Annotated in this window: 13 protein-coding genes; 7 read left to right on the top strand and 6 right to left on the bottom strand. The window is 40.5% G+C overall.

Features of this window, described 5'->3' with window-relative positions; all coding sequences use genetic code 11:
- Positions 1 to 143: 143 nt before the first annotated feature.
- The 4 genes from VB733_RS16640 (at position 144) to pflA (ending at position 5,893) form a co-directional block, all read left to right on the top strand.
- Complete coding sequence (locus VB733_RS16640) at positions 144 to 1,682, top strand: NAD(P)/FAD-dependent oxidoreductase (protein ID WP_323341176.1); 1,539 nt, start codon at positions 144 to 146, stop codon at positions 1,680 to 1,682.
- A 23-nt stretch (positions 1,683 to 1,705) separates the two neighbouring features.
- Positions 1,706 to 2,920: an FAD-dependent oxidoreductase gene (locus VB733_RS16645; RefSeq protein WP_323341177.1), complete on the top strand. Its 1,215-nt coding sequence runs from the start codon at positions 1,706 to 1,708 to the stop codon at positions 2,918 to 2,920.
- A 143-nt stretch (positions 2,921 to 3,063) separates the two neighbouring features.
- Positions 3,064 to 5,109 (top strand): elongation factor G, encoded by a 2,046-nt coding sequence (gene fusA / locus VB733_RS16650; RefSeq protein WP_323341178.1) that lies wholly within the window; start codon positions 3,064 to 3,066, stop codon positions 5,107 to 5,109.
- A gap of 19 nt (positions 5,110 to 5,128) precedes the next feature.
- Entirely contained in the window at positions 5,129 to 5,893 is a 765-nt protein-coding gene (pflA, locus tag VB733_RS16655) for a pyruvate formate-lyase-activating protein (protein WP_323341179.1), read from the top strand.
- Between the two features lie 124 nt (positions 5,894 to 6,017).
- Here the strand turns inward: pflA and VB733_RS16660 are convergent, their stop codons facing one another.
- The 5 genes from VB733_RS16660 to VB733_RS16680 form a co-directional block, all read right to left on the bottom strand.
- Complete coding sequence (locus VB733_RS16660; protein WP_323341180.1) at positions 6,018 to 6,491, bottom strand: hypothetical protein; 474 nt, start codon at positions 6,489 to 6,491, stop codon at positions 6,018 to 6,020.
- A 641-nt stretch (positions 6,492 to 7,132) separates the two neighbouring features.
- Positions 7,133 to 7,453: a transcriptional regulator gene (locus VB733_RS16665; protein WP_323341181.1), complete on the bottom strand. Its 321-nt coding sequence runs from the start codon at positions 7,451 to 7,453 to the stop codon at positions 7,133 to 7,135.
- Complete coding sequence (locus tag VB733_RS16670; RefSeq protein ID WP_323341182.1) at positions 7,425 to 7,769, bottom strand: type II toxin-antitoxin system RelE/ParE family toxin; 345 nt, start codon at positions 7,767 to 7,769, stop codon at positions 7,425 to 7,427. The genes VB733_RS16665 and VB733_RS16670 overlap by 29 nt, the downstream gene beginning before the upstream one ends.
- A gap of 9 nt (positions 7,770 to 7,778) precedes the next feature.
- Positions 7,779 to 8,099 (bottom strand): transcriptional regulator, encoded by a 321-nt coding sequence (locus VB733_RS16675; RefSeq protein ID WP_323341183.1) that lies wholly within the window; start codon positions 8,097 to 8,099, stop codon positions 7,779 to 7,781.
- A complete protein-coding gene (locus tag VB733_RS16680; protein ID WP_323341184.1) occupies positions 8,071 to 8,415 on the bottom strand; it encodes a type II toxin-antitoxin system RelE/ParE family toxin in 345 nt (114 codons plus the stop codon). The genes VB733_RS16675 and VB733_RS16680 overlap by 29 nt, the downstream gene beginning before the upstream one ends.
- Positions 8,416 to 8,568: 153 nt before the next feature.
- Between VB733_RS16680 and acs the strand changes: the two genes are divergently transcribed.
- The 3 genes from acs to VB733_RS16695 all read left to right on the top strand — a co-directional run bounded on the left by acs (position 8,569) and on the right by VB733_RS16695 (position 11,927).
- Positions 8,569 to 10,542, top strand: coding sequence for an acetate--CoA ligase (gene acs, locus VB733_RS16685; RefSeq protein ID WP_323341185.1), 1,974 nt, complete (start codon positions 8,569 to 8,571; stop codon positions 10,540 to 10,542).
- A 471-nt stretch (positions 10,543 to 11,013) separates the two neighbouring features.
- Positions 11,014 to 11,445, top strand: a complete 432-nt coding sequence (locus tag VB733_RS16690; RefSeq protein WP_323341186.1) for a DUF2262 domain-containing protein — start codon at positions 11,014 to 11,016, stop codon at positions 11,443 to 11,445.
- Between the two features lie 92 nt (positions 11,446 to 11,537).
- Complete coding sequence (locus VB733_RS16695; protein ID WP_323341187.1) at positions 11,538 to 11,927, top strand: hypothetical protein; 390 nt, start codon at positions 11,538 to 11,540, stop codon at positions 11,925 to 11,927.
- 232 nt (positions 11,928 to 12,159) lie between these two features.
- On the opposite strand, the gene VB733_RS16700 is transcribed toward VB733_RS16695, so the two are convergent.
- Entirely contained in the window at positions 12,160 to 15,555 is a 3,396-nt protein-coding gene (locus VB733_RS16700; protein ID WP_323341188.1) for a filamentous hemagglutinin N-terminal domain-containing protein, read from the bottom strand.
- Between the last annotated feature and the right edge of the window lie 56 nt (positions 15,556 to 15,611).

A 15,611-nucleotide genomic window follows, 5' to 3' on the forward strand; every position in this document is an offset into this window, starting at 1 on the left:
TGCTTGCCCACCTTTGGAAAAAAGCAAGTGAGATGCTTGCACTGCTTGGGGAAAAGCAAGCGAGACGCTTGCACTACTGATTTCTACATAATTCCTAAATACTTGCAACATACTTTGCACAGCTATGGAAAAGGAGAGACAACATGAAAACAGATTATTTGATTGTTGGTAGCGGCTTGTCGGCGTTGGTGTTTGGGGCACTCATGGCAAAATCTGGGAAGAAAGTGCAGATATTAGAAGCACATGAATATCCGGGGGGTTTTGGGCACACGTTTACACTGGCAAAAAAATATAAGTTTAATGCTCAACTTCATTATGTTTGGGATTGTGGTGAAGGATATACGGTAAATCGGGTTCTCAAACAATTGGGTTTGGATAAGGAAGTGACATTTGAGCGGTATAATCCTGATGGGTTTGATCATATGAGAATGCCCGGTTATTCCCTCGATATTCCTTCGGAACCGGAAAAGTTAATTCAGAGACTTTCTACTCTTTTTCCTGAACATACTGATAATATTCACAGGTTTATTTCCGAAGTTCAAAAGGTAAGTCAGGGATTAAAAATATTATCACCACCAATTATTTCCACTGAATTATTCAAGCATTTTGGAGTCGCTTTAAAGACTTTGAGGTATCTAAATAGTACACTTCAGGATGTTTTTGATAAATTTAAGTTGCCGCAAGCTGCACAAACACTGTTAGCTCTGCAATGGGTTGATTTTTTACTACCTCCAAATCAACTTTCTTTCTATGCTTGGGTAATTTTATTTACTGGATATCAACAAGGGGCTTTTTACCCAACAAAGCATTTTGAACATGTGATTAATTCTTTGGTGAAAGTCATTACCGAAAATAATGGAGAACTGCTTCTTAATCATGAAGTAACTAATTTTATTGTGGCAGGAAAAACTGTTAATGGAGTTATTGCTACCGATAAAATCACACATCAAAGTCATGAATTTACAGGTGACACAATTATCTGTAATATTGACCCGAAAAAAGCGGCGCAGATGATAGGTATAGAAAAGTTTTCGCGCACAGTTAGAAATAAGCTGAACTACGATTACTCTCCTTCCAACTACATGGCTTATTGTGTTGTCAAGGATATTGATTTACGCGATTACGGGTTTGGTAAATGGAATACTTTTCATATCGAAAATCAAGATTTAAATCAAACATTTGCACAAATGTATGAAAAAAATGATTTTTCTCATCCCAGTTTTGCAATCACAACACCAACTTTACTGACATCAGAGGAACGGGATTGTCCAGAAGATTGCCAAATTATTGAGTTTTTGACTGTTGCTAACTATAACTACTTCAATAATTTACAACAGCGTGATAAGAAGGCTTATAGGCAGAAAAAAGATGAGATTTTTGATCGCATTATTGACATAGTGGAAAAATACTATATTCCCAACTTTAGAAAACATCTTGTTTTCAAAGTTACCGGAAGTCCCACCACTAATGAAAGATTTTGTTGGTGCCCCAATGGTAATTCCTATGGCTCTAATTTGACACCTCAAAATATGGGCATTGGCAGATTGAATCATCAAACTTCTTTAAATCATTTTTACTTTTGCAATGCCTCATCAGGCTATCCAGGATTTGCTCCGACATTTTGGACAGGAGCGAATTTGTATCAGAAATTATCGGGAGATATGCTTTTAGCAAAGGGCTAGTATTACGTAAATGGGAATTAGATATGAAACTAGCAATTATTGGCAGTGGAGCAAGTGGGATGGTGACAGCATACCTACTCAATAAAAATGGTCATCATGTCACTGTTTTTGAAAAACAATCCATCTTAGGTGGACATATTCGCACATTAAATCAAAATGTTAAGCCTAATCACTCGAACTGTGAGGAGATTTTAGAAAATGGCGTGTTGGAATTCCCCGTAAAATTCCATAATTTTTTGCATTTGATGGCAGAATTAGGAGTGGAATTAGAACCAGTGAATATTGGCTCTGGACTATTTTTAAAAGATGGTAGTCATTTTCTTTCTGGTGTCGCCATCCAAAAAAACTTCACAGGAATTCCGCATTGGCTTGAATATCTACGTCTTGATACTCTTTACGCTCGTTCTGCGGGACTCTGGCTACAAGCGAAATTTTCGCGAATGCAAGATTTCTACAATCAGCCGATGTCAGCATATTTAAAAGGAGAATGTATCCGCAATTGTTGGTTAAAGTTATCGACAATGTATAGCTACTCAATGGCATTTGAACTCATTGATAATTTTCCCGCAGAATTAGCAATTCCGGCTCTCAAAGATTATGTATTTACGAGTTGGGTAAGAATTAAAGGTGGAGTGTATTCCTATATTGAAAAAATCTTGGAACGCTTCCAAGGTGATATTGTGCTGAATGCTGAAATTACCAAGATTTCGCGTAGTGGAGAGCAAGTAAAAATTAGCCTTTTAGAGGGTACAACATCTGTATTTGACAAAGTAGTTTTTGCAACACCACCAGACCAAGTAATCAAATTATTATCTGATCCAACAGATGCAGAAATCAAGCGATTTTCGGGATGGAAAGAAAACCATATCAACACTTTTTTGCATACCGATACATCTATGTATACAAGATATGGAATTAAAAAATTTTCAGAATTCGATTTTTTTCAAACCCAGAATGGATGGGGATACAATGCCTATCTCAACCAGCTTTGTGGAGTCGCATCACCTCCCGAATATAGTTTGGCATTTAACTTAGAAAGTTTGATTGCCAAAGATAAAATTCTCCACATTCAGCAACATCATACCCCCCTATATACTGTGGAGTCATTTCGATACAGAGATGAAATCGTGGCTACAAATGGTGAGAATAACACTTACCATGCAGGAGCTTATCTTGGGGATGGTTTACATGAAGGGGCGATTACTTCCGCAATTCGGGTTGCTCAATTGATTGGTTAAAGCTAACCGCTAATAGCCATTTTTGTTTAACTTCTCAAGCTGTACCTCAATCAGAGTTGGTATTGCTCACAAAATCCTCACATTTTTTAATTACCTTCAAAGATGGGATTGAATAATAACGCCAGCACTCAGGAATAATAACTATGATTCCTCGCAGTAACATTCGCAATATTGGCATTTCCGCACATATTGATGCCGGAAAAACCACCCTTTCCGAACGCATTTTGTACTACACAGGGAAAATCCACAAAATCGCAGAGGTAGGTAGTGATGGCGATGGTGCAACGATGGATTATATGGAGTTGGAACGCGAAAAGGGTATTACCATCACCTCGGCGGCTGTCACCTGTTTTTGGGATGGTACACAAATTAACTTAATTGATACACCCGGACATGTGGATTTTACGATAGAAGTTGAGCGATCGCTACGAATTCTTGATGGTGCAATTATGGTTTTATGTGGTGTGGCAGGTGTGCAGTCACAATCTATCACCGTGGATAGGCAAATGAAACGCTATCAAGTACCACGTATCGCTTTTATCAATAAACTCGACCGTGTGGGGGCAAATCCTTTTCGTGTAGTTGATGCCTTGCGGGAGAAACTGGGTTTAAATCCGGTGGTGTTGCAATACCCAATTGGCTTGGAAGATGGGTTTGAGGGTGTGATTGATTTGATTGAGATGACAGCCCATTACTTTGAAGGTGAAAATGGCGAAAATTGGCTGAAGAAACCAATTCCTGAAGCTTTACAAGCAGCAGCACAAGTTGCCAGGGACAAACTTCTTGATCAAATTTCCATCCATTCGGAAGTGATGATGGCGAAGTTGATTGCTGGGGAAGAAATACCGCCCCAACTAATTTGGGATGCCATTCGTCAGGGAACCCTGTGTTTAGAGTTTACACCTGTGTTGATGGGTTCGGCATTCAAAAATAAAGCTGTGCAGAATTTACTGGATGCAATTGCCCTATATTTACCTTCTCCTGTAGAACGAAGTGCGATTACAGCGATAGATGTAGCGACAAATCAGCCAGTGCAAATTTATCCTGAACCAGATAACCCCGTAGTTGCGATCGCCTTTAAACTAATAGATGATGAGTTTGGTCAGCTAACCTATACTCGTCTCTATTCAGGAATACTACATCAAGGGGACAAGCTTTACAACAGCCGCACACAAAAGCAAGTGCGTGTGCATCGATTAGTTAGAATTGAGGTTGATAAGCGCCAAGAACTGGAATTTGCCACGGCTGGAGAGATTGTGGGTTTAGTCGGTGTTAATTGTGCATCGGGTGATACTCTGTGTTCTCCAGGTACAAATCTATCCCTAGAAGGTATATTTGTTCCGGAACCTGTAATGACAATTGCGATTACTCCTAAAAGTCAGGTAGATGTTGACCGAATTTCCAAGGCTTTACATCGCTTTTCGGCGGAAGACCCAACTTTACATATTAGCATTGATCCCGAATCCCATAAAACCCTCATATCGGGAATGGGTGAATTACATCTGGAAATATACTTAGAACGGATGAAAAGAGAATACCATGCCGAAGTGTATGTGAGTGCGCCTGCGGTTGCTTATCGGGAAACAATTACCCAAACAGCAAACTTTGATTTCACCTTGAAAAAACAAACCGGAGGTGCTGGGCAATACGCCCATATCAAAGGACGTTTGCAACCCTGTGAAGATTCATTTATATTTGAAAATCAAGTTGTTGGTGGTGTAATTCCCAAGCAATTTATTGCAGCTTGCGAGCAAGGCTTTAAAGATGCACTCAAAACTGGATGGCTTAAGGGTTATCCAATTATGGGGGTGAAGGTAATTCTTGAAGGTGGTTCATACCATCCCATTGACTCTTCGGAAATGGCTTTTCGATTCGCCGCCAAACAGGGTTTTGAAGCCGCATTTGCCAAAGCCAAACCAACTATTTTAGAACCGATGATGTTGCTCGAAGTGGAGACACCCAGCCAATTTTTAGGACGTATCCAAGGTAAACTACTATCCCGACGTGCCTTATTACTCGGTTCGGAAACACGCAACAACGACGTAGTAATTCGCGCTGAAGTCCCACTAGCAGAGATGTTTGGATATTCTACCGAAGTGCGATCGCTTTCTCAAGGTATGGCAACCTTTTCCATGGAGTTTGCGGAATATCGCCAGTTACCGGACAATTTGCTGACAGCAATTAAATAAAACTTGATAACTTAACTTTATGTTCCATCAAACACCCCAAGTCACTACATCAACAACCACATTCGGTTACATCCACTCAGTCGAAACCTGTGGCACAGTCGATGGTCCCGGCATCCGCTTTGTAATTTTTGCTACAGGCTGTCCATTACGTTGTTTGTATTGTAGTAATCCCGATTGTCGCTATCTGGAAAATGGTAAAAAGGTAAGTGTTGATGAATTAATCGCAGAAATTCAAAAATATACTTCTTACATGAAAGCTTCCGGTGGGGGTGTGACAATTAGCGGTGGCGAACCTTTATATCAACCGGAATTTATCCGAGAAATTTTTCGGCGTTGTCAGGAATTAGGTATACATACAGCTTTAGATACCTCTGGATTTTGTAATTTAGAGATAGCAAAGCCAGTTTTCGAGTTTGTAGATTTAGTTTTATTAGATATCAAATCTTTTGACTCCGCAACTTACACAAAAGTCACAGGTGTTGATATTGAACCGACACTCATAATTGCCAAATATTTGAGTGAAATTAAGAAACCAACCTGGATTAGATTTGTTTTAGTCCCTGGGTTAACGAATGAAGTAGAAAATATTCAAGGGTTAGCAGATTTTGTTGCCAAACTGGATAATGTTGAGAGACTTGATGTTTTACCATTTCATAAAATGGGTGAATATAAATGGGAAGAATTAGGCTACGAATATAAACTTAAAGAAACCCCAACGCCGACTCCAGAAGAAGTGGAACAAGCATTAGCTATCTTCCGCAACAAGGGAATTCCTACATTTTAAATTTTCACAAAACCAAATTACTCACTGGAAATCGCTACTCAATATTCAAATGATGATTTTCATGGAAACAATTTATAGAATTTAATGCTCTATTCTTGTTGACATAATAAAACAATTTCCTAAGCTAATAAAACCGTTTGTATATTATTTCCAAAATTTGTAACTGTTCTTGGTTATTCATCTTCAATATCAAGCCAATAAGTCCTCTTTCAACATCAGTCAACTCGCTATCTACTAGCTTCATGTACTTGTATTGCATAAGTAATTTCTGAATAGTTTGATCAAGTTCAACCTTGTCATTTAAATATTTAATTTCATTTGCTAACTTATTCTTTTTCTGTTCGAGGTCTCTAATCTCTTTTGCCCTCTTTAGTTCTTTTATCCTATCAGATTCTTCTTGCCATTGACTTTCTAATATTTCTTCAACAGTAGAATTCCAGCCATATTTAAATCCTAAAACCTTCGCAAGAGAATGTAATTCATCAGATGTAAGCTCAAATTCATTGTTAAGGCATCCATAAACATAACCATCTTTATAGTTAAAGATTTTTCTTTCTTTTAATAAATTTTTTAACTTTTGCATAACTTCATGACGCATAGCAAATCCTCAATTGCTAAAAAATATTGGTTAAATTTTAGACAAACTTAATTATATTACATGTTTTAAATTTTACAATAGTAGTAAACAATTGCAGTTTGGGTGAAGCGGAATAAATCTCAATAAATATTTATAGTTTCAATTGACCCGAAATATCTAAATTTTGATTACTATACAAACTCAATATTTATCAAAAATTGATACATGTCCATCCAACTTACTGCACTACTGGATGGTAAGCTGCGACGCATCTAATTTGTATATAAGACGCGAGCAAGATGCCCCGGAGTTTTCCGTGAAGAACATCTCCCCGGAAACTCCTCTCCGTACTACAATTATTTTGGGTTTTTGACTTATATAATTTAACGTGAGTTCGACGGATTTCAAACGCTATAACTCTTGTGAATCAGAGGTTTTGGAAGCTACGGTTCAAAGTTATCTCAATGATTAGTTGAGAACAAAGTCAATAATCGATAAATTCAAGGGTTACTGATTTTATTCTCAATAAGCTCAGAGTTGTTTAGAAGCTCTTGATTCTCGTAAGCATTACAGTATAAGAGTTTTAGGCTTCATAACTCATCGAACTCACGTTAATTTAGCTGCACATCAGCTTATCTCGACTGTAGTTCCATAACTCAATATTATTCTTTGCCGACAATGCCAATTCGATAACTCAACGCATCCAAAAACTCAATTAAAGCCAAAATTTCCTTACCACCGGTTTCCGCAAGCATATTATCCAACTTCTGAAAACACTGTTGTCCAACTTCCGAAAAATCACCCAATTGCTTCCTTGCTTCCACAACTTCTGCTAGTACCGATCGCAGTATATCAGAATCATATCCTTCTTCGTCTAATTCCAACATGACAGCAATATAAGCAGCAGCATGTTCAGAATCCTTCAACGATTCAATTAGGTGTTCGCGATAACTTCTACTTGTTGGTATTTTCACGTCTTTCATAATCTCTCCAATATTCTTTGGCTGTTTCGATATCTTCGTCTTGAGTTCTTTTGATACCACCACACAGAAGAAGTATTATTTTTGTCCCAATCTGTCCAAAATAAACCCGATACCCACCAGCAAAATTAATTCTGAGTTCGTAAACACCGTCACCAACTGATTTATAATCTCCTAAATTTCCGCTTCTGACTCTTTCCAGTCTTTTCTCAATTTTGACTCTAGCTTGCAAATCTCGCAATGATTCCAGCCATTCTGCAAAGGGAATTTTACTTTCTGTTGTTTGATATTCCTGAATTTCCCTTGGCTGTACTTCCATAACTCAATTTTATTCTTTGCCGACAATGCCAATTCGATAACCCAAGGCATCAAGAAACTCAATTAAAGCCAAAATTTCCTTACCACCAGTTTCCGCAAGCATATTATCCAACTTCTGAAAACATTGTTGTCCAACTTCCGAAAAATCGCCCAATTGTTTTCTTGCTTCCACAACTTCTGCTAATGCCGATCGCAGTATATCAGAATCATATCCTTCTTCGTCTAATTCCAACATGACAGCAATATAACCAGCAGCACGTTCTGGATTTTTCAAGGATTCGATTAAATATTCTTGATACCTTCTACTTCTTTGGATTTCGACTTCGTTCATAATCTCTCCAATATTCTTTCGCTTTCTCGATATCTTCGTCCTGAGTGCTTTTATCTCCACCACAGAGCAGAAGCACAATTATAGTTCCTACTTGTCCGAAATATACACGATAACCGGAACCATATTGAATTCTGAATTCACAAACACCCTCGCCAACTGATTTATAATCTCCTAAATTGCCTAATTGCACCCGTTTAAGTCTTTTTTCTATTTTATCTATTGCCCGAATATCTCGTAGAGCATCCAGCCATTCTGCAAAAGGTTCTTTTCCTTGTGCAGTTATATAGTTTTGAATTTCCCGTGGTTGTACTTCCATACCTCACTTGATGCACCAATTATCCGCCAATTCCCAGTATTGTATTCCTCATAACCTGGCAATTTTGGTTATCTTTAATGAAAATCAAAACATTTGTCTGTAAATTTCAGCTAAAAATAAGTTCAGTAACAACACGCGATCGCAATTATAATTATGTCCGAGTCCACGATAGAATCAATCCTTCAGGAAAACCGTTTATTCCCACCCAGTGAGGAGTTTGCCCAAAAGGCACAAGTAAAAAGCCTGGCAGACTACGAAACACTCTACAACAAAGCTAAAGCAAACCCCGAAGCATTTTGGGCTGAATTGGCGGAAACCGAATTACACTGGTTCCAAAAGTGGGATACTACCCTCGATTGGACAAATCCTCCCTTTGCCAAGTGGTTTGTCAACGGCAAGATTAATATTTCTTACAACTGTATTGACAGACATCTCACCACATGGCGGAAAAATAAAGCCGCAATTATTTGGGAAGGGGAACCGGGAGACTCCCGCACCATCACCTACGCCCAACTCCACCGGGAAGTTTCTCAGTTTGCCAATGTCTTGAAAAATCTCGGTGTCAAAAAAGGTGATACCGTCGGCGTTTATATGCCGATGATACCAGAAGCTGCGATCGCAATGCTCGCCTGTGCCCGGATTGGTGCAGTACACAGCGTTGTCTTCGGTGGTTTCAGCGCCGAAGCCTTACGAGATAGGCTCAACGACGGTAAAGCGAAACTAGTCATCACAGCCGATGGGGGTTGGCGCAAAGATGCAATTGTCCCCCTCAAACCCCAAGTTGATAAAGCTTTGGCTGATGGAGCTTGTCCCAGTGTCACCAATGTTTTGGTTGTCAAACGTACTGCCCAAGATGTGACAATGGAGACAGAACGTGACTATTGGTGGCATGAATTGCAGGCGAAAGCTAGCCCAGACTGTCCCCCAGAGCCAATGGACAGCGAAGATATGCTGTTTATCCTTTACACTTCGGGAAGTACGGGCAAACCGAAGGGAGTTGTTCACACCACTGGTGGTTATAACTTGTATTCCCACATGACAACCAAGTGGATTTTTGATTTGCAGGATACAGATGTATATTGGTGTACCGCCGATGTCGGTTGGATTACTGGGCATAGCTACATTGTTTATGGTCCCCTATCCAATGGAGCAACGACAGTAATGTATGAAGGTGCGCCCCGTGCATCGAATCCTGGCTGTTTTTGGGATGTAATTGAAAAATATGGGGTCAATATTTTTTATACTGCACCCACAGCAATACGTGCTTTCATTAAAATGGGTGATCAACATCCAAATGCTCGTAATTTATCATCTCTGCGGTTATTGGGTACTGTCGGTGAACCCATTAATCCGGAAGCTTGGATGTGGTATCACAAGGTGATTGGTGGGGAAAAATGCCCGATTGTTGATACTTGGTGGCAAACAGAAACCGGGGGAATTATGATTACTCCGCTTCCTGGGGCTATCCCCACCAAACCCGGTTCGGCAACTCGTCCTTTCCCCGGTATCCTTGCAGATATCGTCGATTTGGATGGAAATTCTGTCCCTGAAAATCAAGGTGGTTATTTAGCAGTAAAATATCCCTGGCCAGGAATGATGCGGACTGTGTACGGGGATGCTGAGAGATTTCGCCGTACTTATTGGGAACATATTCCCCCCAAAGATGGGAAATACACCTATTTTGCCGGGGATGGTGCGCGAAAAGATGAAGATGGTTATTTCTGGGTTATGGGTCGCGTTGATGATGTATTAAATGTATCCGGGCATAGACTGGGGACAATGGAAGTTGAATCGGCGTTAGTTTCCCATCCTGCGGTAGCTGAAGCGGCTGTTGTTGGCAAGCCAGATGATTTAAAGGGCGAAGAGGTTGTTGCTTTTGTGACTTTAGAAGGTACGTATACAGGGAGTGACGAACTTAGTAAAGAACTGAAGCAACATGTAGTCAAAGAAATCGGCGCGATCGCTCGACCCGGTGAAATCCGTTTTACCGATGCACTACCTAAAACTCGCTCTGGAAAGATTATGCGACGGCTGTTACGGAATTTGGCAGCAGGAGAAGAGGTGTCAGGAGATACTTCAACTTTGGAAGATAGAACTGTCTTGGATAAGTTACGCGAAGGTGCGTAGGGGTTGAGATTTCAGGATGTCAAAAAATTGGTGGGGGATGTTAATTCTCTCACCAATTTCGTAATTTTGTTTGATTTTGCTACTCATTTTCTGTATTGCCACTCGACAACATTGGGATTAAAGAATGTGAATTAAATAAAGTGCAAAAGTAGGGTGCTGTGAGCGCAGCGTAACGCACCATTTCATATTTCTTCAGGATAATCATGCGTTACGGATTTCATCCTAACGCATCCTACAATACTTCATTTTTTTCATAAATCAAACCGGATTCCTATAGTTTCTTTTTCTTTTTAAATATTGTGTATGTATTCTGAATTCGGCTGTAGATAAATCAATATTGTTAGTTTAATAATTAAAATTGGGAAATTGTTTGCAAGTTAAATAATATTGCTGTATTATCTTGGGTTAATATTTCCGGGTTAAGTATTTTGCTTACCTTTCGAGAATAGGCTACTTTACTTTTAATTTATTATGACCGCACAAACTATTTACGATGAAATCTTAGGTGAATTAGCTTGGGATGATGATGATGAATGTTGGTCAAGTCAAGTTCAATTCACTTTAGAACATATAGTTAATATAACTATAGACCCAGAGGATGCAGAAACGGGTGCGGTAATCATGATGTCACGCCAATCTTTTGCGAAACTCCAGGAACATGAGTTGAATATACGTCGTCTAATTTCTGACCAAATGCTGAAGAGTTATCATGATAGTTGGAGCAATGGTCAAATTATTGATGTGCAAGATTTTATTGATAGTATAAAGTTAGAAGATATTGTTTTTTATGCTAGCGGCAATATCCAGCTTTTTTATAATGATGGATATTTATTTGCAGGTCATGGAATTATGGTTACTATTGATGAATATGGAAATTATCAAGAAGCTGTTTTATTTGGTTAAATATTGAATTTTCTCTAATTAATCTGATTAATAAATTAAGGACTCAAAGCGACAGGAAGAAATACTTAACTTGAATGGAGTAGGTGAACTCTATGTTGAATCCTATGCGGAAGCAAAACTTTTCACTTGTATCATGTTCATTATTGCTAGTTGTAGGCACACTAACCAACAACTACTTTTCACCAAGAGTATTAGCGAAAAATCCATCTTTTGATGGTGATAATGTCGAACATTGGCAAGTAAACCAAAATAGACTTAGAAATTTGAATTTACAAGAATTACAAAGAAACCAAAATCAACAGGAACATCAATGGCAAGAATTTAATCGCAAATTACAAGAACAACGCGATCGCCAATGGCAAAATAATAAACGTCAATGGCAAGAGTATAATCGGAAATTGCAACAGCGCGATCGCACAACCCCAAATCCAGAATACCAATGGCAAGATCAAAATCCTCAATGGGAAAATTATCATCAATAAGCAATTCGCTACTCACGAATATACAAATTGCCATTTGCTTAACATCTATCTTGAGATAGAGTTAGAGAAATCAGGGATTGAAAGAGGCAAACTCCCTATTTAACTAGATGCGATCGCTCACACAAATTGCAATTCCAAATAATCCCGATCACGTATGTTTAAGTTCACCATCAAACTCATGTTGTGGTAAGGCTTTAGCTATTTTTGAAAATGTCTCTTGTTCCTCAAATCATTAACTTTTAGGAACAGCAGCACAGGTTAATGCTTGTTGCGTATTACTGGAAGCTTTATCTGCAACTAATTCAATTTTTCCTTGGGCATTGCGATGCCAAGAAGTAGCTTGGACAAGGGTTTCTGGGGTAGTGGGAATTTTCGCTTGTACTGGTTCTATTTTCCGATATGCAGTGAGATTACGAATATCTGACCAGGTGCGAGCGCTCCTGACTTCCTGTGTGGGATTTTGGGGTATTCCACCTCTTCCTGTGGCGATAAAACTATTATTGCTGGTGTCTGCACAACCTGCGGCAATTTGTTGTGATGGGTCTGTTAGATTTGTGGGTAATTCAACTAAACCTGAATTAGGATCAACACCGATATTATTAATTTGGACTGTGCCACTAACTCCAAATTCGGAACTGGCGGTAATGTCACTTTCGGGGGTGAGTTGGTCGCGGAACTCTAGCCCAAATAGTCCTTGAGTGCTGATGTTGATGTTACCGCCATTACCTTGGACGGCATTGGCGATGATGTCGCTGTTTTCTAAGCCGATGATGACGGGGGAAGCAATAGAGATGTTACCACCACTGGCAGTTCCAGTGGCATTGGTGGTAATGGTGCTACCGTTACGCAATAGCAGTAAGTTACTATCTATGGTAATGTTCCCTTGGTCGCCCCCTGCAACTTGTGCCTGGAGACTAGCGCCATTAGTCAGGGAAATGCGATCGCCTACCAAATTCAGGTTTCCTGCACCACCAGCACCAGCTCCATTTACCTCGATAACACCACCATCAGCTACCACAATAGATGGGGCTTGAATTTTTACCGAACCTGCCGCAGCATCAGACAAAGATGTAGCTGAAATCCGACTGGGATGATTGGTTAAGTAGCTAAAGAGGGGAGCAGGTAAGTTACCAATGCCCCTAACTTCTAGCAATTCATTGGCAATAACTGTCACATCTCCTGCCTTACCTGTCCCAGAAGCTGTCCCTGCACTCACAAATCCACCATCAAGAATCCGGATGCGATCGCCCATCACTGTGATACTACCACCTTCCCCGCTACTACCAGGAAAAGCACCTGCACCAATATAACTGGGGTTGGGAATTAGCCCGAAACCAGAAACTTCAGCAAATGCGACTCCAGTAATTTCAATATCTCTTGCTTGGACAAATAAGTCACCAGCTTTACCCGAACCCCCTGTAATTACCGATAGATTGGAAGCTCCAGACAAAGACAGGCGATCGCTCGTTAAATTCAATGCCCCTCCCGTAGCTGTGCCTTGGGCATTGGTGGAAATTGTGCTATTTTGCTCCAGAAGTGTTGTTCCTGCGGCAATGTTAATATTTCCCCCCTGTCCGGCTGCTTGGGCATTGGCAAGGATTTGTCCTTGGTTGTTCAGTTTCAATGTATCGCCAATTTGCAGTTGAATGTCGCCCCCTTGACCGATTTGGGTAGAAGCGTTAATTTCTCCACGATTGCTGATGCTTAACGTATCTGCTTGAATATTTACTGAACCCGCAGCAAAGCTAGTGGTTGAAGATGCCGTGATGCGACTAGGTAAAATCTGACCGTTGTTTAAAGTTTGAGAGATACCTTCCACATCAATGTTCTTTACCTGTAAGTTAATATTCCCCGCCGCACCATTGCCATCTGTGGATGAGGCAATTTGTCCACCATTGAAGACGCGCAAGTTATCGGCTATTAGGTTAATGTTGCCCCCTTTACCACTAGCATTCAGTCCGACTGCCACAGTAATCCCACTAGGGTACTGATTGTAAGGGTCAATCACCGGCTCACTAACTTGTACATTGGTGGCTTGAATAGTGATATTTCCAGCTGCACCTTGACCTGCATTAGTAGCAATTGGATTCCCTGCGATCGCACTGGAGATAGTCCCACCCTTAGCCAAGGAAAGTTGCCCAGCAGTTATCTGGATATCTCCCGCCTCTCCAACCGCTAAGGCTTGAATTGAACTAATGATTGCACTGCTAAACAGTTCGGGACTTGTCCCCCGAATCTCTAGACTTTCTCTCGCCGTCACGGAAATATTGCCAGCATTGCCGAAGGTAGGTGTGAAAGGAGGAAAGATAGGCCCAAGCACATCGGTGCTGAAGCGCGCCCCGTCTAGTAACCGTACCCGTTCAGCATCAACAGTAATTGCACCACTGTTATTGTTTTGTCCCCCAGTTACTAAAGTTGCGATCGCACTCACAAAATAGCTACCCAAAAAGTTGGGCGTGGGATTATACCCCTGTACCTCTACATCAGTGGCACGGACTCTAATTTGCCCTGTGTTGGAATTTATGACTGGAGTACCAGTATTCGAGTCCATAGAGGTTAAAGAAGATATCCATGCCCCCGTGAGCAGGCGTAACCTCTGAGTATCAATCTGAATATTTCCGGCAGTCGCTCCGCTACCAGTTACATTTGTGGTGAGACCTGGTAAGAAATAATTCTCTGGATGGGAGACACCCAACAAATCCACAAATTCTGTCGTCTGAACATTAATACCCTGCCCTTGCCCATTCGCCCCTGTGGATGATTCTATATGTGAGCCATCTTCCAAGGTTAAACCACGACCCCGAATATTAATTGCACCGCCAATCGCGCCACTGGTGTTGATATTGGCAGACTGACGCAGGGTAATATTGCCCCAGGTTGGCGCTAAAGATGAACTCGCCAATTGCCAGTTACCAGAGGTGGGTATATTTACTGTGCCATTTTGCATCGCCCATAGTTCCACACGACTATCTGGTGCCAAGATGTTGGCACTATTGATATCGACTTGTCCTCCAACCAGCGCCAGGGTTTGATTTGGTGACATTGACAATGTTGGCATCCGCAAGGCGAAATTATTGGCGGGTGTACCTTGGACTGTAATTGCTCCTGCATTACTTCCCATCTGCAAACCCACAGGGACACTCATGGTTAACAACGGTGCTTCATTAGAATTTACCGCCCTAAATTCTGTGCCATCGGCAAATTTAATACTATTCGCTGTCGTCCCCACAAAGGAACCACCAATATTCAAACTGGCATTTTCCCCAAATACAATTCCATTGGGATTCATTAAAAACAAACTCACGGGATTATTTGCGTTGAGAGTTTGAATTAATCCATCAATCTGAGAAACATTTCCCCCTGTAACCCGACTGAATATAGTTGTAATATTGGGCGTATTGACTAAATCAAAGTTGGCAGAACCACCAGTGGGTACAGATAAATTACTGAAGCTATGGAATAAATTATTACCTTTTTCTATACCGTTGATAATCGTAAAATTGTTATTAATTGCATTGACAACAGTGTTGGTAGTGCCATCCGATGTGACCTGAGCCATTGCCGGCAGTATCAGGGTAGAACTGAAAAACCCAATTGTGAATGCTCCCAGATTGGCGATCGCTCTCATGATCTTAAATAACCTCTTCGTATATAGTATTAGGGTTCCCAATCAAGGCATTATTT

This window comes from Calothrix sp. UHCC 0171, from assembly GCF_034931845.1.
In the GTDB taxonomy this organism is placed as follows: Bacteria; Cyanobacteriota; Cyanobacteriia; order Cyanobacteriales; family Nostocaceae; genus Brunnivagina.

What these genes read in the sequence shown, in the direction of transcription:
- VB733_RS16640 (WP_323341176.1), top strand. Translation starts at nt 144, where the DNA reads ATGAAAACAGATTATTTGATTGTTGGTAGCGGCTTGTCGGCGTTGGTG.
- VB733_RS16645 (WP_323341177.1), top strand. Translation starts at nt 1,706, where the DNA reads ATGAAACTAGCAATTATTGGCAGTGGAGCAAGTGGGATGGTGACAGCA.
- fusA (WP_323341178.1), top strand. Translation starts at nt 3,064, where the DNA reads ATGATTCCTCGCAGTAACATTCGCAATATTGGCATTTCCGCACATATT.
- pflA (WP_323341179.1), top strand. Translation starts at nt 5,129, where the DNA reads ATGTTCCATCAAACACCCCAAGTCACTACATCAACAACCACATTCGGT.
- VB733_RS16660 (WP_323341180.1), bottom strand. Translation starts at nt 6,491, where the DNA reads ATGCGTCATGAAGTTATGCAAAAGTTAAAAAATTTATTAAAAGAAAGA.
- VB733_RS16665 (WP_323341181.1), bottom strand. Translation starts at nt 7,453, where the DNA reads ATGAAAGACGTGAAAATACCAACAAGTAGAAGTTATCGCGAACACCTA.
- VB733_RS16670 (WP_323341182.1), bottom strand. Translation starts at nt 7,769, where the DNA reads ATGGAAGTACAGCCAAGGGAAATTCAGGAATATCAAACAACAGAAAGT.
- VB733_RS16675 (WP_323341183.1), bottom strand. Translation starts at nt 8,099, where the DNA reads ATGAACGAAGTCGAAATCCAAAGAAGTAGAAGGTATCAAGAATATTTA.
- VB733_RS16680 (WP_323341184.1), bottom strand. Translation starts at nt 8,415, where the DNA reads ATGGAAGTACAACCACGGGAAATTCAAAACTATATAACTGCACAAGGA.
- acs (WP_323341185.1), top strand. Translation starts at nt 8,569, where the DNA reads ATGTCCGAGTCCACGATAGAATCAATCCTTCAGGAAAACCGTTTATTC.
- VB733_RS16690 (WP_323341186.1), top strand. Translation starts at nt 11,014, where the DNA reads ATGACCGCACAAACTATTTACGATGAAATCTTAGGTGAATTAGCTTGG.
- VB733_RS16695 (WP_323341187.1), top strand. Translation starts at nt 11,538, where the DNA reads ATGTTGAATCCTATGCGGAAGCAAAACTTTTCACTTGTATCATGTTCA.
- VB733_RS16700 (WP_323341188.1), bottom strand. Translation starts at nt 15,555, where the DNA reads ATGAGAGCGATCGCCAATCTGGGAGCATTCACAATTGGGTTTTTCAGT.